We start from the raw sequence: 18734 nt of genomic DNA, 5'->3' as shown, positions 1-18734 counted from the left end.
CCCGGTCCCGCTCCGATGGACCACCCCGGGTGCATGAACCCCTCGAAACAGGTCAGATGCGACGCATGAGGACAGGAAAGCGGGCGCTCGCGCCCGGCACGGTCGTCGTGGTCACGGGCGCGTCGAGCGGGATCGGGCGCGCCGTGGCGCGGGCGTTCGCCGCGCGCGGCGCGCGCCTGGTCGTCACCGCCCGCAGCGCGGACGTCCTGGACGAGGTGGCGCGGGAGTGCGCGGCCGCCCACGCCCTCGCCGAGGCGGTGGCCGTCCCCGCCGACGTCACGGACGCGGTCGCGACGGCCCGGGTCGCCGAGGTGGCGCTCGACCGGTTCGGCCGTGTCGACGTCTGGGTGAACGCGGCCGGGGTCGGCGTCATGGGCCGCCTCGACCAGGTGCCGCCGGACGACGTGCGGCGGCTGTGGGAGGTCAACGTACTCGGCGTGTTGCACGGGATGCGGGCGGCGCTCTCCGCGATGCGCCGCCGGGGCCGGGGCGTGATCGTCGACCTCTCGTCCCTGCTGGGGGGCGCCGTCGAAGCGCCTTACCAGGGCCCCTACGCGGCCTCGAAGGCCGCCCTGATCAGCCTCGACGAGGTCCTGCGCCAGGAGCTGGCGCTCTCCGGGGACTACGGGATCTCCGTGTGCACCGTCCTCCCGACCGGCGTCGACACCCCGTTCTTCCTGCACGCGGCCAACCGCACGGGCCGCCGCGTGCGGTCCCTGCCGGCCGTCGCCACTCCCGAGCGGGTGGCGAGGGCCGTCGTGGGCGCGGCGGTCCGCCCCCGGCGGCGCGTGGTCGTCGGACCGGGCGCGCGGCTCCTGCCGGCCGCCCACGCCCTGGCGCCCGGCCTCGTGCGGCGCCTGATCCGGCGGCGTACCGAGGACGTCTACTTCGACGCCCCGGGCACGGCACCGGACACCGCCGGCATCCTGCACGACCCGTCCGGGGACACCGCGGCGGTGTCCGGCGGCCGGCACGCGCGGATCCGTACGGCCGGCCGGCGGGCCGCCGGCCTGGCCGTCCTGACCGCCGGGGCCGGTGCGGTCGTCGGCGCCCTCCGCGCCCGTTCCCGCCTCCCCTCCCGACTCCCGTCCCGACCTTCCTACTGAGGAGATCACAGTCATGGCACGGTGGAACCGTCTCGTCGAAGCCCCTCCCGAGGACGTCTGGTCCGTCCTGAGCGACGGCCGGCTGTACTCGCGGTTCGTGGTCGGCACCCACGACACGTGGGAGGAGGACGGGCAGTGGCCCGCCCCGGGGGCGGAGCTGGGGTACGTGCTGAAGATCGGGCCGAAGTCGTACCGGGGCCACACCACCTCCCGGATCTGCGAGCCGGGCCGTCGTCTCGAACTGGAGGCGAAGACCGACCTGGGCACCGCCCGCATCGCCTTCCGTCTGATGCCGTGGGGCGACGACACGCTCGTCATCGTCGACGAACACCCCCTGCGGGGGCCCGCGGCGCGCTGGCACAACACCGCCGTGGACGTGCTGACGCGCTGGCGGCACCGCAGCATGCTGGCGCGCCTGGAGAAGGTCGCCGTCGCCCGGGGACGGGAAGCCGGCCGGGAGCGGGGGGCCCGGTCGTGACGGCGCCCGACGCGGTGGTCATCGGCGCCGGGCCCAACGGCCTGGTGGCGGCCAACCTCCTCGCCGACGCCGGATGGCACGTCGTCGTCCTGGAGGCCCGGGACGAACCGGGCGGGGCCGTGCGCAGCGACCGGGGCGTCCACCCCGACTACGTCCACGACCTCTTCAGCTCCTTCTATCCGCTCGCCGCCGCGTCGCCGGTGATCCGGGACCTCGCGCTCGACCGGTACGGGCTGCGCTGGAGCCACGCCCCCGCCGTCCTGGCCCATCCGCTCGCCGACGGGCGCTGCGCGGTCCTCAGCCGTGACGTCCACGAGACCGCCGCCTCGACGGAGGGGTTCGCCGCCGGCGACGGCGCGGCCTGGGAGCGGCTGCACCGGCTCTGGCGCGGTGTCGCCGACGATCTCATCGGCTGCCTGTTCACCCCGTTCCCACCGGTACGGGCGGGGGCCCGGCTCCTCGCCCGGACCGGTCCCGGCGACGCGCTGCGCCTGCTGCGCACCATGCTCCTGCCCGCCCGCCGCTTCGGCGAGGAGAACTTCGCGGGCGACGGGGGGAAGCTGCTGGTCGCGGGGAACGCGCTCCACGCCGACCTGGGACCCGAGTCGGCCCTCGGCGGCGGTTTCGGCTGGCTCATGAGCATGCTCGGGCAGGACCACGGCTTCCCCGTGCCCGTCGGCGGAGCGGGCGGGCTCACCGACGCGCTCGTGGCGCGGCTGCTCGACCGGGGCGGCGAGCTGCGCTGCGGGCACCCGGTGACGCGGATCGTGGTCCGGGGCGGCCGGGCGGTCGCCGTCCGCACCGGCGACGGCACCGAGGTCCCCGCGCGGCGGGCGGTCCTCGCCGACGTCCCGGCACCCCAGCTGTACGAACGCCTCGTCGGCGAGGAGCACCTGCCGCCGCGGTTCCGCGCCGACCTGCGCCGCTTCCAGTGGGACTTCTCCACGGTGAAGGTGGACTGGGCCCTCGACCGCCCGATCCCCTGGACCTCCGAGGGCGCGCGCCGCGCCGGGACCGTCCACGTCGCCGAAGGCGTCGACGCGCTCACCCGCTTCGCCGGGCAGCTCGCCATGCGGCAGGTGCCCGAGGTGCCGTTCACCGTGCTCGGGCAGATGACCACGGCGGACCCGAGCCGCTCCCCCGCCGGTACGGAATCGGCGTGGGGCTACACGCACGTCCCCCAGCACATCCGGTCCGACGCCGGGGAGGACGGCATCAGCGGGCGCTGGGACGAGCGGGAGAAGGAGGCGATCGCGGACCGCGTCGAGGCGGGCATCGAGCGCCTGGCGCCCGGGTTCCGCGCCGCCGTCCGCGCCCGGCGGATCCTGGCGCCGCCCGATCTGGAACGGCTGAACCCGTCCCTGGTGGGCGGAGCCATCAACCAGGGCACCACCAACATGCACCAGCAGCTGGTCTTCCGTCCCGTGCCGGGCACCGGACGGCCGCGCACGCCGGTCCGGGGCCTCTACCTCGCCTCCGCGACGGCGCACCCCGGCGGCGGCGTCCACGGTGCCCCCGGCGCCAACGCGGCCCGCGCCGCGCTCAGGGGCCCGCACCTCCCCCGGCGCCGGTAAAGGCCCCGCCGCCGCCGGAGGGGCGGCCCCGGACGGGGGCCGCCCCCTCTCGTGGGCCCGGGGAAAGGGCGTGTGGAAAGGTCCCGTGGAGGGGCTCGCAGAAAGGGCTCGTGGCGAGGGCTCGTGGAAAAGGCGGAAAAATTCGGCCGGCGATGTCGAGAACCCGCGCCCCGCTCCGTCCCGGGGGTGAACGCGACCACAATGGGCCGCACCCCCTCCGAGGAGAGACACCATGGCCAAGTACCTGCTGCTGAAGCACTACCGGGGCGCTCCGGCCGCCGTCAACGACGTGCCCATGGAGCGGTGGACGCCGGAGGAGATCTCGGCGCACATGCGGTACATGAACGACTTCGCGGCCCGGCTGCGGGAGAGCGGCGAGTTCGTCGACGGTCAGGCGCTCGCCCCCGAGGGGGCGTGGGTCCGCTACGACGGCGAGGGCCGCCCGCCGGTCACCGACGGCCCCTTCGCCGAGACCAAGGACCTGATCGCCGGCTGGATGGTGATCGACGTCGACGGCCACGAGCGCGCCGTCGAGCTGGCGGGCGAACTGTCGGCCGCCCCCGGGGCCGGCGGGAAGCCGATCCACGAATGGCTTGAGGTCCGCCCCTTCCTGACCGCGCCGCCCACCGCCACGGAGTGGTGCCACTGATGGACGAAGCCCTGCTCAGGGGCCTCGTGCCGGGCGTCCTCGGGATCCTCGTCCGCCGCGGAGCCGACTTCGCGGCGGCCGAGGACGCCGTGCAGGAGGCGCTGGTCGAGGCGGTCCGCGTCTGGCCGGCGGACCCGCCGAGGGATCCGAAGGGCTGGCTGGTCACCGTGGCCTGGCGCCGGTTCCTCGACGCGGCCCGGGCGGACACCGCCCGTCGCCGGCGCGAGGACCTCGTCGACGAGGAGCCGGCTCCGGGGCCCGTGCCCTCGGTGGACGACACGCTCCGGCTCTACTTCCTGTGCGCCCACCCGTCGCTGACGCCGTCGTCCGCGGTCGCGCTCACGCTGCGCGCCGTGGGCGGGCTGACCACCCGGCAGATCGCCGAGGCCTACCTGGTGCCCGAGGCGACCATGGCGCAGCGCATCAGCCGGGCCAAGCGGACGGTCTCCGGCGTGCGCCTCGACCGGCCCGGCGACGTGGCCACCGTGCTGCGCGTCCTCTACCTGGTCTTCAACGAGGGGTACTCGGGCGACGTCGACCTCGCCGCCGAGGCCGTCCGGCTCACCCGGCAGCTCGCGGCCGTGATCGACCACCCCGAGGTGGCGGGACTGCTCGCCCTCATGCTGCTCCACCACGCCCGGCGCGCGGCGCGGACCGCGCCCGACGGCGGTCTGGTGCCGCTCGCCGAGCAGGACCGGAGCCGGTGGGACACGGGGGCGATCGCCGAGGGCGTCGGGATCCTGCAGGCGGCCCTCGCCCGCGACCGGCCGGGCGAGTTCCAGGCCCAGGCCGCCGTCGCGGCGCTGCACGCCGACGCGCCCACCGCCGAGGAGACGGACTGGGTGCAGATCGTCGAGTGGTACGACGAGCTCGCGCGCCTGACGGACAGCCCGGTCGTCCGGCTCAACCGGGCGGTGGCCGTCGGCGAGGCGGACGGGCCCCGGGCCGGTCTCGCGGCGCTCGCGGCCCTGGACGGTTCGCTGCCCCGGTACGCGGCGGTGGCGGCGTACCTCCACGAGCGGGCCGGTGACACGGCGACGGCGGCGCGGCTGTACGCGGAGGCGGCCCGCAAGGCGCCCAACCTCGCGGAGCGGGACCACCTGACGCGCCGGGCGGCCCGGCTCAACGCGGGCCGGAGCCTCTGAGGGGGCTGCCGGGGACCGCGGGGGCTGCCGGGACCGGAGCCGTCGCGGTCCCGCCGGTCCGCCCGGTCCGCCCGGTCCGGCCCGGTCCGCCTCCGTGCATGAATCGGCCGGGGTCGGGCAGCCGCCCCCGTGGCGGCCGGGGCCCTGGCGGCCGTGCGGGTCGCCGTCGGGCGAGCGGCCGGCGGAGCCGAAGGAGGCGCCGCCGGGGCTCGGCGGCGAGCGGCACGTCGTGCGGTTCGCGGAGGCGGACGATGAGCTTTCCCCTGCCCGACAGCGTCGATGCCCTCAAGGACATGATCGGCCGGGAGGTCGCCTCCCTGCGCGCCGCGGTGCGCCGGAGCACGGAGCGCCCCCTGGGGGCTCCGGCCGGCACCGAGCGGGCGTCGCCGGTGCGGTCCCTCGCGGTGCTGCCGCCCTCGGCGGAGACGGGCGAGGCCTCGCCGTGCCTGTGCGGCAACCACGAGCCGGGGACCCACGGGGCCTGTTCGATACTCACCGCGATCCCGGCCTCGGCCGTGCTGCTCGAACCGCTGTGGAACGAGTCGGGCGGCATTCCGGACTTCCGGATCGTCGCCGGCAACCGCGTCCGGTCGGCGGACTGGCTGGAAGAGCCGGACCACCAGGTCGGACAGCGTTTCCTGGAGGCGCGGCCGGGCGCGGCGGACTCCGGTCTGCTGGCCGCCCTGACGGACGTGGTGAGCACCGGCCGGCCCCTGAACGGCCAGGTGGTGGACTACACGGAGCAGCGGCTCGGCCGGATCCACCGGACCCCGCTGCTGTACACCGCCGCCCGGTGCGGCGAGCAGCTCCTCGTGACCTGGCGGCCCCTGCAGAGCCCGGCCGAGCTGATGACCATCGACGCGCAGTTCATCGCCTCGATGGGGTGGGGGAACTGGGACCTGCTCTCCGGGAAGGTGACCTGGTCGGAGGGGCTCAGCCGGATCCTCCACGCCGACGTGCGGATGCCGTGGTCGCTCGACCAGCTGTGCGACGCGCTGCTGCCGGACGACCTGACGGCGTTCGCCGAGTTCCTCACGTCGGTCCTCGCGGGCGAGGAGCCCGCCTGGACCCGGATCCGCTTCGTGGTGCTCGGCGAGGTCCGCACGCTCGACCTGCTGGGCCGGCCGGCCACCGGGACGGACGGCAGGGCGTGGGCCCTCAACCTGGTGGCCCGCGACCTCACGCCGCAGATCCGCAGCCGGCGGAGGCTGGCCGAGACGGAGCGGGAGACGGACCGGCTGCGGCGGCAGACGGAGGCGGAGCGGAGGATCGCGGACACGCTGCGCGAGGCGATCCTGCCGACGCATTCCGAGGCGCTCGCGGCGGTCGGCCTCACGGTGGCGGCCTCCTACCGGCCGGCCGAGCCGGACGCGGCGGTGGGCGGTGACTGGTACAAGTGCCGGCTGCTGCCGGACGGCCGGGTGCTCGTGGCGATCGGCGACGCGTCGGGCCACGGTCTGGAGGCCGTGGCGCGGATGGCCCAGCAGCGGCACGCCCTGGCGGGCCTGGCGCAGACGGGCGCGTCCGCCGGGGAGATCACGACCTGGCTGAACGAGCTGGTGTGCAGCGATCCGACGGGGCAGACGGCCACGGTGGTGGCCGGCCACCTCGACGAGGAGAAGGTCCTGCACTGGGCCGACGCCGGTCATCCCGCGCCGCTGCTGCTGCGCGACGGACGCGCCGAGCCGCTGGAGGCCAAGCAGCGCGGTCCGCTCCTCGGCGCGCTGCCGGGGTACGCGTACGAGACGTCGTCGACGCCGCTGCGCCCGGGCGACCTGCTGGTCCTCTACACCGACGGCATGGTCGAGCACCGGGGCGAGGACGTGACCGTGGGGATCGCGCGGCTGGCGGACGCGCTGGAGGCCTCGGCCCTCCTGGAGCCGCGGGAGGTGGTCGACGCGCTGCTGGCCGACCCCGGGCTCGCGGGCCACGAGGACGACGCGTGCGTCCTGGGGATCCGGGTGGACTGAACGCACCCGACGGGCGGTCGGCACGACCGCCGCTGTCGTACGAGGTGCGCCGCGACGACGGGCGGACCGGGGCGGGTGCGCCGGTCGACCGGGGTGCGGGCGGGGTGGTGCACCGGGGCGCGGGCGGGGCGGTCGTGCCGGTCGGTCGGCGGCACGGGGGGTGAACGGTCGTGCGGTCCGCTCCTCCGCAGGGGGCGTGACGCTCCGCTCCCCCCGTCCGTTGAGCGGACCGGGGCGGGTGTGTGGCCGTCGGACCACCGGGGAACGAGACGATGTTCGCGGCGCGATCACCCCACCCCACCGCCCGCGCCACGGCACCCTTCTTCGCCGCCCCGCCGGGGCGCCGCACCGATCGGAGAGAGATGACGACGCCTTCCGCCCCCGACGAGTCTCCCGGCACGTCGATGACCGACGAGGAGTACGGGGCCCTGCGCGCGTCCGCCGCCCTGTGGGCCGGTACGTCCGTGCTGATCACCGACGCGCGCGGGCGGGTCCTGGTCCAGCGCGTCGACTACCGCCCCTCGTGCCTCCTGCCGGGCGGGGCCGTCGACAAGGGCGAGTCCCCCGCCCGCGCCGCCGCCCGGGAGCTGTGGGAGGAGCTCGGCGTCACGGCGGTCGTCGACCGGGGCCTCGCCGTCGACTGGGTCTCCGCCGAGAGCTTCGGCGCTCCCGGGGTGATGCGGTTCCCCGGCGAGATCCTGCACGTCTACGACGGGGGCGTCTGGGACGGGGAGCGGATCGCCTCGATCCGGCTGCCCGGGCACGAGGTCGAGGCCGTGGAGTTCGTCGAACCCGCCGACCTGCCCGGTCTGATGATCCCGGGCGACGCCCGCCGCGTCCTGTCCGCGCTGCGCGCCCGCGTCGAGGGGGCCGGACCCGCGCTCCTGGAGAACGGCGTCCCGATCGCGCCCGGCGTCCTCGACCGGGTCGGCGCCCTGCGCACCGCCCGGGTCCCCCGCCACCACCCCTTCGACCCCGCCCCGGTCCCGGACGGTCTTCCGGTGCGCCAGTCGCGTGGCTGGCTGTTCGCCCCGGACGGGCGGGTCCTCGTCCTCCTCGACCCCGGCACCGGCGCGGTCCGCCTGCCCGGCGGCGCGCCCGGCCCGGCGGACCGCGGCGACCCCTGGGCCGCCCTGGTCCGCGAGGCGGACGGGGAGGCCGCGGCCACGGCCGCCCGCCCCCTGTACCTCGGACACCTCGTCGGCCCGAACGGCCCGGAGGGGCCGGGCTGTCCGGACGGCCCGTACGCGCTCGTCCGCCACGCCGCCGTCCTCACCCGCGTCGGCCCGCCGCCCGGCGGTCCGGCCGCCGATCGCGCCCCCGTCCGGGCGCTGGCCACCCCCGAGCAGGTGCTGGAGCTCTCCGACTGGGGCCCGCACGGGGCCGCGCAGCTCGCGGCCGTCCACCGGGCCCGCGATCTCCTCGGCGTCCCCCGGGCCGACCGCCGTCCCCTCACCGAGCTCACCGGTCCCGTCGCCTTCTAGGGCGTGTGTCGAAAGTGGCGCCGTCTGCCCGGAGGGCAGGCGGGACTTTCGACACACGCCCTAGGGCGTGTCCGGCACCCCTGTCCGAAAGTGTGCGGGGGACGGCACTTCCGGTTCTGGTGCCGACCGCCCGCCCCCGCCAAGATTGTTCACAGTTGAACAATCAAGGCGGCGGGAGAAGAGACGTGATGGGTGCGGGGCGGGTCGTGACGGTCTTCGGGGCGTACGGGCACACCGGGCGGTTCGTGGTGGCGGAGCTCCTGGAGCGGGGGTTCGTCCCGGTCCTGGCCGGGCGCGACGAGAACAAGCTGCGGGCGTACGCGGACACCCGGCCGGGACTGGACGCGCGGACGGCCACGGTCGACGACCCGGCCTCGCTGGACCGCGCGCTGGCCGGCGCGAGCGCCGTGGTCAACTGCGCCGGCCCCTTCGCCACGACCGCGGGGCCGGTGATCGAGGCGGCGCTCCGGGCCGGGATCCCGTACGTGGACGTGGCGGCGGAGATCGAGGCCAACCTCGACACGTTCGCGCGGTACGCGGAGCGCGCCGCCGCGGCGGGCACCCTCGTGGTCCCCGCGGCGGCGTTCTTCGGCGGCCTCGGCGACCTGCTGGTCACGGCGGCGATGGGCGACTGGACGGAGGCCGACGAGGCGCACGTCGCGTACGGGCTGAGCGGCTGGCACCCCACCCCGGGGACCCGCACGGCGGGCGCGGTCTCCCGGGAGCGCAGGGACGGGCGGCGCGTGGTGTTCGGCGGTGGGCGGCTGGAGTACCGCGACGACGCCCCGCAGGCCCTGGAGTGGAGCTTTCCCGAACCGCTGGGGGTGCGGTCCGTGATCGGGGAGTTCACCATGGCCGACGTCGTCACCGTCCCCAGCCACCTGGCCGTTCCCGAGGTCCGCACCTACATGACGGTCGAGGCGGCCCGGGACCTGGCCGCCCCCGACACCCCGGCGCCGGCCGCGGTCGACGCGCACGGGCGGTCCGACCAGACGTTCCTCGTCGACGTCCTCGTGCGCTCCGGCGGGGAGGAGCGGCGGGCCGTGGCGCGCGGCCGGGACATCTACGCCGTCAGCGCGCCGCTCGCCGTGGAGGCGCTGGACCGCGTCCTCTCGGGCCGGACCGCGACGGTCGGCGTCGCCTCCGCCGGCGCGGCCTTCGACGCGCCCGCCTTCCTGCGCGCCCTCTCCCCGCACGTCTCGTTCGAACTGCCCCGGTGACGCGCGGACTTCCGCGCCGGGGAGGACCGCCGCAGGGACACGGCGACGTGTTTTCCGAACCCGGGCGTTTCGAGGTGGCCTTTGCGGCCAGACGCGACATTGGAGGCATTCACGAACTGATTCGAGGAGGACGACCGGGATGGCCAAGGTGTCGCATCTGCCCGGGCGGGCGGAGCACCAGTGGAACTGGCAGACGGCGGCGGCGTGCCGTGGCGTGGGCACCGAGGTGTTCTTCCACCCCGAGGGCGAACGGGGGCAGGACCGGGCGGCGCGCGAGGAGGCGGCCAAGGCCGTCTGCGCGACGTGTCCCGTGCGCGCCCGCTGCCTGGAGCACGCCCTCAGCGTGGCGGAGCCCTACGGGGTCTGGGGCGGGTTGACGGAGCAGGAGCGCGAGGCGGCCCTCCGCCTCCGTACCGCGGCCGCCGCGTAGGAACCTTCCGGTGCCCCTCCGGTGGGGTGGGGGCCGGGAAGGAACGAGGGGCGGGGGCCCCCCCCGGGGGGGGGGGCCCCCCCCCCGGGCCCCCCCCCCCCCCCGGCGGCGCACCCGGCGCCCCCAGGTGCCCCCCGGGCGGGGGGGGCGCCGGCCTGCACGGGGGGGCGGCCCCCACCGGGTGGGGGGGGCCCCGCCCCTCGTTCCTTCCCTCCGGCGCGTCAGACGACGCGGCCGCCGAAAGGTCCGCCCGGGCCGTAGTAGATGCCCAGCTGGTCGCGGTAGGCCGGGTCGTCGAGGTGCTGGTCGCGGTAGAACTCCGGGGCGTCCTTGATCTGCTCCTTGGTGCGGTCCACGAAGATCTTCCGCTCCTCCGGATCGATCCGGGTCACGGTGCTCGCCGGCAGGAGGACCTCCTTGCCGAAGATCCAGACTCCGGTGTCCACGACCAGGTAGGAGTCGTCGACCTCGTCGGAGTGCTTGTCCACCTTGCCGATGCCGCCGTCGGTCGCCTCGACCTTGTAGCCGGTCAGGTCGGCGCCGGCCAGGTGCCCCGCGGTCGACCTGTAACTCCACGCGTGCTCGGTCATGCGTCCCCACTCCTCGGGTCGGGGAAGGACGGTCGTCGGTGTCCGCCGTCCCTCCGTCTGCGTGCGCCGTGCGTGGCGGAGCGTGTTCTCCGCCCGGAATCCGCCTGCCCCGGCCCACGCGACCCATTCGCGCCCGCCGATCCGCCGCGTTCGTCACGCCCGCCGTGCCGCCACGCCCGCCGCGTTCGTCACGCCTGCCGCGTCCGCCGAGAAGGCAGCGTCCCCCGAGGAGACCGCCGGATGGCTCCTGTCCTGCGAAAAGGCGGGATGCGGGGCGGGCGTCCGGGTAGCCGAACCCCATGGACACCACCGAGAACACCCCGCACCACCCCGTCCCCCCGTTCCCCGACCAGCAGCAGGAGCACCCCGGGTCGACCGAGCGGATGGACCCCCGGCCCGACCACGGGGAGGACTCCTATCAGGGGCACGGCCTGCTCCCCGACCGGGCGGCGGTCGTCACCGGCGGCGACTCCGGGATCGGCAGGGCCGTGTGCCTGGCGTTCGCCCGCGAGGGCGCGGACATCGTCTTCACCCACCTCCCCGAGGAGGCGGACGAGGCGGCCGAGACGGCCCGGCTGATCCGCGGGGCGGGCCGCAGGGCGGTGCCCGTCGAGTGCGACGTCCGCGACGAGGAGCAGTGCACGGCCCTGATCGACCGGGCGGTGGACGAGTTCGGACGCGTGGACGTCCTCGTCAACAACGCCGCCTACCAGATGGCCCAGCCCGACGGGATCGAGGCCATCACCACGGAGCAGTTCGACCGGGTGATGAAGACCAACCTGTACGGGATGTTCTGGCTCTCCCGCGCGGTCCTCCCCCACATGCCGCGCGGCGGGTCCGTCATCAACACCACCTCGGTGCAGGGCTACCAACCGAGCCCGCCGCTCCTCGACTACGCGATGACGAAGGCCGCGATCGTCTCCTTCACCCACAGCATGGCGCAGCTGCTCGCCGAGCGCGGCATCCGCGTCAACGGGGTCGCCCCCGGGCCCGTGTGGACCCCGCTGATCCCCGCGACGATGCCGGACGTGGAGGACTTCGGCAAGCAGTCGCCCCTGGGGCGCCCCGCCCAGCCGGCGGAGATGGCGCCCGCGTACGTCTTCCTCGCCTCGCCCGGGGCGAGCTACATCACCGGGGAGATCGTCAACGCCACCGGCGGCACGCCCCTGCCGTGAGGCCGCCCCGGAGACCGTGACGAGGGAGCCGCACGACCTCCGGGTCGTGCGGCTCCCTCGTCGTACGGGGCGGTGGCCGGCGTGTCACATGGGGGCGCCGGCCGCCGGGGGCCGCCCGGCCCTCCCGGGCGCCTCCCCGGCCCCGGAGTGCTCCGGCGTCCGGGCGAGGGGCAGGTGGTAGAGGGCGAACGCCTTGCCGATGACGGGCTGGGCGACGTTGCGGACGCGCACCCCGCCCGCCGTCATGCCGTGCTCGGTGCCCAGGTGGGCGTGGCCGTGCACCGCGAGGTCGGCGCCCGCCCCGTCGATCGCCTCGGCCAGGAGGTAGCTGCCCAGGAAGGGGTAGATCTCGACCGGCTCGCCCGCGAGCGTGTCGGGGACCGGGGAGAAGTGGGTGAGGGCGATCCGCGCCTCGCAGTCGGCCAGGCCGGACAGGGCCTCGTGGAGCCCCTCGGCGGCGCGGCGCGTGGTGCGGACGAAGTCCTTCATCTCGCGTTCGCCGAACTCCCCGGCGCTGCGGCCCGCGAAGCCGCCGCAGAAGCCCTTCGTACCGGCGATGCCGAGCCGGCCGCCCTCCACCGGCAGGACCGTCCGGTCGCCCTCCAGGACGGTGACCCCCGCGTCGGTGAGGACGCGCGCGATGTCCGCCTCCCGGTCGGAGTGGTAGTCGTGGTTGCCGAGGACGGCCACCACGGGGACGCCGAGGTCGCGCACCTCGTCCGCGACCACCTCCGCCTCGGAGACCGTTCCGTGCCGGGTGAGGTCCCCCGCCAGGAGGAGGACGTCCGCGCAGAGCGGGAGGGTCTCGAAGGAGGGGCGCAGCAGGCCCCGGCAGTCCGGGCTCAGATGGATGTCGCCGACGGCCGCCACCCGGACGACGGCCCCGTCCTCCTGTCGTTCCGGTGCGGTCACAGCAGCTCCTCCGGTCGCTCGGGGGGATCGACGCCGACGACCACGAGGTCCGCGCGGACGGGAAGGCCGGCCAGTTCCGTCCCGGCGAGCCGGAGGATCTCCTCCCGGTGCTCCGCCGTCGGCACGGTGCCCGTCAGGAGCACGGCGGTGCCGCGCGTCTCGATGCGCACCCCCAGTTCGGCCGTGTCGTCGCGTGCGAGCCGCTCCCTGAACCGGGCGATCCGGTACTCGTCCTCGCCGGTGTCCATCGCGGTCCTCCGTCCTGTCGTCCTGCCGCCGTGCGGTTGCCGGAGGCGACCCGCCCCGTCCGGGGCGGCCGTCCTCCACCGTCGCGTCTCCCCCGTCCCGTACGTACCATTCCTCCCCTGTCGCGCGGCGCGGGCGGGAGGAGCCGGGGCGCGCGGCCGTCCGCGCGGTGTCCGGAAGCCCTGGCGGGTGGAGTCCCGGCGGGCTACCCCTCCTCGGTCCCGGCCTCGCCCCTGCGCCCGTGCGGGCGGCGCTGCTCCTCGCGGCCCAGGCCCGGGGACTGGCGCTTGGCGTTCATGCCGTCCTCGTCCTCCGGGGACCCGCCCCGGCCGTCCCGGGTGGCCTTCTCGGCCTCCCGGCGCGCCTCGACGTCGCCACTCTCGCCGACGGCCTCCGAGGGCGTGGTGCGCGGCGGGGCGTCCGCGGGCAGGGTGCGGCGGCGCTCGTGGTGGCTCATGGTCGTCCTCCTCTGTCGTGCGGGCGGGCACGTGGGCGGCTGCCCCCGGGCGTCAGGCGGAAACACCGCCGGTGGGGGCGAGCACGAAGGCGTGGCCGGCCGGGTCCGTGTAGCGGCGCGTGTCGGTGCGCCGGTCGAGGCGGGTGCCGTTCTGGTCGGCGGAGACGGGGCGCGCGCCCAGGGAGACGGCTTCCCGCTCGGCCTCGTCGAGCGCGTCGGGCGCCACGAGGATGAGCAGGTGGGCCTGCTGGGAGTCGTCCGGGCGGGGCCAGCTCGGCGGTGCCTGGCCGGGGTCGCGGCGGATGCCCAGGACGAGGCCCGAGGCGCTGGAGAGCAGCAGCAGGTCGGGGTCGCCGCCGCTCGGTTCGACGGTGGCGTCGAGCAGGGCGGCGTAGAAGCGGGCGAGGGGCTCGGGATCGGTGCTGTCGAGGACGAGGACGCCGGTCTTGGAAACGGTCATGGGGTGCGTGTGCCCCGCCAAAGGCCTTTCAGGCAGGGGGAGTCGGCGTCGGCCGACCGCGCTCCGGTGCGGTGCCCGGCGAGGCGCCGGCCGCCAAGTCCCTTTGGAGTGCGCGGAGCTGACGGGCCGTCGCGTGTCCGGGCGCATCGGGGGTACACGGAGTCCGTGGCGTCCCCGCCGCCCGGCGCCCTTCCGCCGGGCTCCTCGCGGTCGACGCGCTCGAACGACGTACGCGTCACGAGTACAGGAGGTTCCATGTCCGCACTGTTGAACCGCATCAAGCGCTTCGGCCGCAGCCCTCAGGGACGGCGGACGATCGCGTCGGTACGGCGCGCCGCCGCCGACCCCCGGAACCGGGCCCGGGCGCGCCGCTTCCTCGGCAGACTGCGGGGCGGCCGTCGCTGACGGCCCGTTCCGGCGGTTGTCGTGGGCCCGGCCGATGCCGGGCCCACGGTCATGTCCGCGGGGAGGCTCACGGCGGCGCGTCGGACGGGCGGACCTCGCGCAGCCGGTCGAGCCGGCGGATGACCGGGGTCGCGCTCATCCCGTGGAGCAGGACGGAGAGGGCCACCGTGGTGGCGGTCAGGACCCACAACTCGTGGGCCCTTTCCTCGAATCCGTGGTGGCCGAGCGCGTAGGCGAGGTAGAAGAGGGAACCGATGCCGCGCAGTCCGAAGGCGGCGGTGACGACGCGTTCCCGGGGGCCGGTGACGAAGCCGAGCTGGGCGATCCAGCCCGTCACCGGGCGGACGACCACGATCAGGGCCAGCGCGAGCACCACCATCGGCCAGGTCAGCGATGCGAGGCCGGTGGCGACGAGGTAGTGACCGAGGAGGAAGAGCAGCGCCGCCGTCAGGAGGCGTTCGATCTGCTCGGTGAAGCCGTGCAGCACCTTGTGGTAGCCGTGGCCGCGCTCGGCGGCCCGGATGGCGCAGGCGGTGACGAAGACGGCCACGAAGCCGTAGCCGTGGGCGAGTTCGGTGAGTCCGTACGCGAGGAAGGTGGCGGCGAGCGCGACGAAGCCCTCCATGTGCTCGGACAGCCTGAGCGACTCGGCCTCGGCCCGGAAGAACATCCATCCGAGCAGCCGTCCGAGGACGATCCCGATCACGACGGCGATCACCGCCTTGGCCACCAGGTCGACGCCGAACCAGCTCCCCCAGTCGGCCTCCGCCCAGACCCCGCCGGCCCCGGCGAGCGCGACGGCGGCGAGGACGAAGGGGAAGGCCAGTCCGTCGTTGAGGCCGGCCTCGGCCGTGAGCGTGAAGCGGACCTCGTCCTCGTCGTCGTCCTCGTCGGTCGGCTCCCCCACCCGCACCTCCGCGGCCAGCACCGGGTCGGTCGGCGCGAGGAGGGCTCCCACGAGGAGCGCGGTGGCCACGGGCCAGTCGAAGAGCCACCAGGTGAGCGCGGTGGTCGCGAGGACGGTCAGCGGCAGGGTGATGCCGAGGAGCCGCCACGGTCCGGCCCAGGAGCGCAGTCCGAAGCGCCGGTTCAGCGCGAGTCCGGCGCCCATGAGGGAGACGATCACGCAGATCTCGGTGACGTGCTCCACCCAGGCCCGGTCCGCCACGGGGTCGAGTTCGGGCATCGGGAGGGGCAGCAGCCCGGTCAGGGCCCCGACCGCCAGGAACACCATGGGCATCGAGAACGGCATGCGCCGTACGAGTCTGGGCAGCACGGCCGCCGCCAGGGCTCCGAGGCCCAGGGCCGTGAACACGAGATCTGCGGGGCTCACGGGCGGGGCTCCGTTTCCATGGCGGCGGCGGTGACGGTGGTGTGGGCGGTGACGGTGGTGCCGGTGGCGGTGCCCCGGTCAGTCGGCCGGTTCGTCGGGGGCGGGGTGCTCCGGGTTGACGGTCCCGCTCTCGGCGCGCCCTTGGGGCCCCGTCCCGGACACGTCGGTGTCCGGGAGCTCCTCCTCGCCGGGGTCCCGCGTGACGGGGATGGCCAGGGGGTCCTCGCCCTCCGCCGCCTGCTGGTCCTCGCGGTCGCGGGGTATCGGGTCCTCCGAGTCCCCCGGGGTGTGCGCGTCGCTCATTCCGCTCTCCTCTCGCTCGTCACGGTCTTCTCTCTCACGGTCTTCTCTCGAAACGTGGGGTGGTGCGACGTCCGGCGGCAGGGCGGTCAGCCCGCCGCGGCCGGGGACACCGGGCGTACGCGCTCCATGACGTATCCGCTGCGCGGGAGCGTCGGTACGCGGTGCAGGGGGATCGACAGGTCCTGCTCGTCGGGCGCGCCGTGGGACAGGCGGGCGAGGCGCGGCACCAGGGAGGCCAGGAGGGCGAGGGTGATGTCCTCGCCGGGGCACCGGTGGCCGGCCGCCGGATCGCCGCCGCCCTGCGGCACGAGGTCGTCGCGGCCGATCGTCGCGCCCGGACGGGTGAACCGGGTCGGGTCGAAGGCGTACGGCTCCGGCCACAGGTCGGGGTCGTGGTCGTGCCCGTACAGGTCGAGGAGGACCAGGCTGCCCTTCTCGATCGGGACGCCGCCCCACTGGGTGTCGGCCGCCGCGAGGCCGCCGGTGAACGGGGCGAAGGGGTAGAAGCGGCGCACCTCCTGGGCGAAGCCCCAGGCGTGTCGCTCGTCCGTCCCCAGGAGGTCGCGGTGCTCCGGCCAGCGGTGCAGGGCGTGGGCGGCGAAGACGAGGAACCAGGTGACCGCGACGGTGGGGCGCAGGACGTTCAGGAGTTCGACGGCCGCGGTGTGCGGGTCCAGCTGCCGGCCGTTCGCGTCGGTGTGCGCGGCCACCGCCTGCGCGACCGTCGCCTGCCCGGACGGGGCGCCCGCGTACCGCAGCTCCTCGATCAGCGGGGCGAGCCGCTCCTCCTGCCGCTTCCTCGCCCGCCGCGCGCGCAGGTGCCGGGGCCCGACGGCGGCGAAGCCGTCCACCATGGCCACGAGGTCCCGCGCGGCGCTCTCCTCCTCGCCCACGGACAGCGGGACGCCGGCCCATTCGTGGACGGCCGCGGTCAGGACGCGGGCGGCCTCGTCGAAGAGCACCACCCGCTCCCGGCCCTGCCACTCGGCCTCGGCCCGGTCCCACGCCCGCCGGGCGTGCTCCACCAGGGAGGCGATCCGCTCCGGGTCCTTCAGCAGCGTCAGGAACAGCGCCTTCCGCCCGCGGTGCGGCCCCCCGTCGAGGGTGTGGACGGCGCCGCGGCCGAACAGGGTGTCCAGGACGGGCCCGGGCAGGGCGTCGTGCCGGCGGACGTTCCGTTCGTCGTAGAAGAAGTCCACCGCCTCCTTGCCGTGCAGCGCGACCCCGCGCCGGCCGAGGATCCGCACGGGCACGGCCGGGGCGTTTCCGGCGCGGCGGCGCAGGTCGGGCAGCCAGCCGTAGCCCTTCGTCAGGAGGGCGGCGGTGCTGTCGAGCAGAGGGGTGCGGAGGGGGTCGGACATGTCCCGGGGGGTCGCTTTCATGAGAGACGGGTTCCACGAAGTGGTGATTTCACACCGGTTCGCGTCTCCCGGCCGGGGAGCGGAGGCGGCCCGGCCGGGAGACGGGGCGCTGCGGGGCCGCTCAGCGGCCGGGGGTCAGCACCGCCTTGATCATGCCGTCCTCCTTGGCCTGGAACGTCTTGTACGCCTGCGGGGCGTCCTCCAGGGGGAGGGTGTGGGTGGCGAAGTCGTCGACGCCGAGCGGGTCGGCGTCGTCCAGGAGCGGGAGGATGTCCTCGACCCACCGCCAGACGTTGGCCTGGCCCATGCGGAGCTGGATCTGCTTGTCGAAGAGGCTGAACATCGGAACGGGGTCGACGGCGCCGCCGTAGACGCCGGACAGGCTGATGGTGCCGCCGCGGCGGACCACGTCCACCGCCGTGTCGAAGGCGGTCATGCTGTCCACGCCGACCCTGGTCATCATCTTCTGGGCGAGGGCGTCGGGCAGGAAGCCGGGGATCTTCTGGGCGGCCTTGGTGAGCGGGGCGCCGTGGGCCTCCATGCCGACGGCGTCGACGACCGCGTCGGTGCCCCGGCCGTCCGTGAGGTCCCGCACCCGGTCTCCGAGGTCCTTGCCGTGCTCCTTGAGGTTCAGGACCTCGACGCCGCGGTCCCGGGCGCGGCGGAGCCGCTCGGGGACGAGGTCCACGCCGATGACCTTGCTCGCGCCCCTGTGGAGCGCGATGCGGGCGGCCATGTCGCCGATGGGGCCGAGCCCGAGGACGGTCAGGGTGCCGCCGGGCGGGACGTCGGCGTACGCCACGGCCTGCCAGGCGGTCGGCAGCACGTCGGAGAGGTAGAGGTAGCGCTGGTCGGGGGCGTCCTGGCCGACCTTGACGGGCAGGGTGTCGCCGAAGGGGACGCGCAGGAACTCCGCCTGTCCGCCGGGGACCTGTCCGTAGAGCTTGGTGTAGCCGAACAGCGAGGCGCCCGTCCCGTACTCCCTGACCTGGGTGGTCTCGCACTGGGACTGCAGGCCCTGACCGCACGTCCAGCACGTGCCGCAGGAGACGTTGAACGGCACCACCACCCGGTCGCCGACCTTGAGGTTCCGCACCTCGGGGCCGACCTCCTCCACGATCCCCATGGGCTCGTGGCCAAGGATGTCACCCGGGTCGAGGAAGGGGCCGAACACCTCGTACAGGTGCAGGTCGGAGCCGCAGATCCCGCTGGAGGTGACGCGGACGATCACATCCGTCGGATCGACGATCCGGGGGTCGGGCACGGTGTCCACACGAACGTCCCGGTGTCCGTGCCAGGTCAACGCCCTCATGGTCGAGCTCCTCACGTGCGGCTTTCGGGGTTCACGGCGCGAGTGCCCCGGACCGCGGGGTCGTATGCCTCCCTCCGGGCAGCCGGGGGCCGCGCGGCCCGGCGGGGACATCGCGATAGGCCCG

20 protein-coding genes are annotated in these 18734 nt (G+C 75.5%); 11 read left to right on the top strand and 9 right to left on the bottom strand.

The genetic code is table 11. The features are described from left to right. The first annotated feature begins 65 nt into the window (after positions 1-65). From ACIQKA_RS31940 to ACIQKA_RS31900, 9 genes are all read left to right on the top strand, one after another. Positions 66-1106, top strand: a complete 1041-nt coding sequence (locus ACIQKA_RS31940; protein WP_391096787.1) for an SDR family NAD(P)-dependent oxidoreductase — start codon at positions 66-68, stop codon at positions 1104-1106. 13 nt (positions 1107-1119) lie between these two features. Then, the gene (locus ACIQKA_RS31935; RefSeq protein ID WP_383158324.1) at positions 1120-1584 is read left to right on the top strand and encodes an SRPBCC family protein; all 465 of its coding nucleotides are present in this window, start codon (positions 1120-1122) and stop codon (positions 1582-1584) included. Further along, on the top strand, positions 1581-3158 hold the full coding sequence (locus tag ACIQKA_RS31930) for a phytoene desaturase family protein (protein WP_383158327.1): 1578 nt from the start codon (positions 1581-1583) through the stop codon (positions 3156-3158). Before ACIQKA_RS31935 ends, ACIQKA_RS31930 begins: the two co-directional genes overlap by 4 nt. Before the next feature lie 232 nt (positions 3159-3390). After that, on the top strand, positions 3391-3807 hold the full coding sequence (locus ACIQKA_RS31925; RefSeq protein WP_383158329.1) for a YciI family protein: 417 nt from the start codon (positions 3391-3393) through the stop codon (positions 3805-3807). After that, positions 3807-4952, top strand: coding sequence for a DUF6596 domain-containing protein (locus ACIQKA_RS31920; RefSeq protein WP_391096789.1), 1146 nt, complete (start codon positions 3807-3809; stop codon positions 4950-4952). Before ACIQKA_RS31925 ends, ACIQKA_RS31920 begins: the two co-directional genes overlap by 1 nt. A gap of 251 nt (positions 4953-5203) precedes the next feature. Beyond that, complete coding sequence (locus tag ACIQKA_RS31915; RefSeq protein ID WP_402543084.1) at positions 5204-6922, top strand: PP2C family protein-serine/threonine phosphatase; 1719 nt, start codon at positions 5204-5206, stop codon at positions 6920-6922. A gap of 362 nt (positions 6923-7284) precedes the next feature. Next, positions 7285-8406: an NUDIX domain-containing protein gene (locus ACIQKA_RS31910; protein ID WP_402543083.1), complete on the top strand. Its 1122-nt coding sequence runs from the start codon at positions 7285-7287 to the stop codon at positions 8404-8406. 188 nt (positions 8407-8594) lie between these two features. Further along, positions 8595-9626, top strand: coding sequence for a saccharopine dehydrogenase NADP-binding domain-containing protein (locus ACIQKA_RS31905; RefSeq protein ID WP_391096792.1), 1032 nt, complete (start codon positions 8595-8597; stop codon positions 9624-9626). 139 nt (positions 9627-9765) lie between these two features. After that, entirely contained in the window at positions 9766-10056 is a 291-nt protein-coding gene (locus ACIQKA_RS31900) for a WhiB family transcriptional regulator (RefSeq protein ID WP_383158342.1), read from the top strand. A gap of 221 nt (positions 10057-10277) precedes the next feature. Here ACIQKA_RS31900 and ACIQKA_RS31895 read toward each other — a convergent pair whose 3' ends face one another. Next, positions 10278-10646: a PRC-barrel domain-containing protein gene (locus ACIQKA_RS31895; RefSeq protein ID WP_383160048.1), complete on the bottom strand. Its 369-nt coding sequence runs from the start codon at positions 10644-10646 to the stop codon at positions 10278-10280. Positions 10647-10945: 299 nt separating this feature from the next. On the opposite strand from ACIQKA_RS31895, the gene ACIQKA_RS31890 reads away from it, so the two are divergent. Further along, positions 10946-11821 carry a glucose 1-dehydrogenase gene (locus ACIQKA_RS31890; protein WP_402543082.1) on the top strand — a complete coding sequence of 292 codons (876 nt, stop codon included), beginning with the start codon at positions 10946-10948 and terminating at the stop codon, positions 11819-11821. Between the two features lie 84 nt (positions 11822-11905). Here ACIQKA_RS31890 and ACIQKA_RS31885 read toward each other — a convergent pair whose 3' ends face one another. From ACIQKA_RS31885 to ACIQKA_RS31870, 4 genes are all read right to left on the bottom strand, one after another. Next, positions 11906-12733: a metallophosphoesterase gene (locus ACIQKA_RS31885; protein ID WP_383160044.1), complete on the bottom strand. Its 828-nt coding sequence runs from the start codon at positions 12731-12733 to the stop codon at positions 11906-11908. Further along, the gene (locus ACIQKA_RS31880; RefSeq protein ID WP_383438463.1) at positions 12730-12981 is read right to left on the bottom strand and encodes a BON domain-containing protein; all 252 of its coding nucleotides are present in this window, start codon (positions 12979-12981) and stop codon (positions 12730-12732) included. Before ACIQKA_RS31880 ends, ACIQKA_RS31885 begins: the two co-directional genes overlap by 4 nt. 203 nt (positions 12982-13184) lie before the next feature. Continuing rightward, complete coding sequence (locus ACIQKA_RS31875) at positions 13185-13436, bottom strand: hypothetical protein (RefSeq protein ID WP_383160038.1); 252 nt, start codon at positions 13434-13436, stop codon at positions 13185-13187. A 52-nt stretch (positions 13437-13488) separates the two neighbouring features. Then, a complete protein-coding gene (locus ACIQKA_RS31870) occupies positions 13489-13896 on the bottom strand; it encodes a VOC family protein (protein WP_383160036.1) in 408 nt (135 codons plus the stop codon). Positions 13897-14151: 255 nt separating this feature from the next. Between ACIQKA_RS31870 and ACIQKA_RS31865 the strand changes: the two genes are divergently transcribed. Then, positions 14152-14301, top strand: coding sequence for a hypothetical protein (locus ACIQKA_RS31865; RefSeq protein ID WP_383160033.1), 150 nt, complete (start codon positions 14152-14154; stop codon positions 14299-14301). Positions 14302-14368: 67 nt separating this feature from the next. On the opposite strand, the gene ACIQKA_RS31860 is transcribed toward ACIQKA_RS31865, so the two are convergent. The 4 genes from ACIQKA_RS31860 to ACIQKA_RS31845 all read right to left on the bottom strand — a co-directional run bounded on the left by ACIQKA_RS31860 (position 14369) and on the right by ACIQKA_RS31845 (position 18610). After that, the gene (locus tag ACIQKA_RS31860; protein ID WP_383160031.1) at positions 14369-15634 is read right to left on the bottom strand and encodes a cation:proton antiporter; all 1266 of its coding nucleotides are present in this window, start codon (positions 15632-15634) and stop codon (positions 14369-14371) included. 78 nt (positions 15635-15712) lie between these two features. Continuing rightward, a complete protein-coding gene (locus ACIQKA_RS31855) occupies positions 15713-15937 on the bottom strand; it encodes a hypothetical protein (protein ID WP_383160028.1) in 225 nt (74 codons plus the stop codon). Positions 15938-16023: 86 nt separating this feature from the next. Beyond that, entirely contained in the window at positions 16024-17298 is a 1275-nt protein-coding gene (locus tag ACIQKA_RS31850; protein ID WP_402543081.1) for a cytochrome P450, read from the bottom strand. Positions 17299-17419: 121 nt separating this feature from the next. Then, positions 17420-18610: a zinc-dependent alcohol dehydrogenase gene (locus ACIQKA_RS31845; protein ID WP_383438452.1), complete on the bottom strand. Its 1191-nt coding sequence runs from the start codon at positions 18608-18610 to the stop codon at positions 17420-17422. Positions 18611-18734 lie beyond the last annotated feature (124 nt).

The organism is Streptomyces sp. NPDC092045 (assembly GCF_044756005.1).
GTDB lineage: Bacteria > Actinomycetota > Actinomycetes > Streptomycetales > Streptomycetaceae > Streptomyces.
The sequence above is the reverse complement of the archived record's forward strand: the minus strand, read 5'-3'. Positions and strand labels throughout refer to the sequence as shown.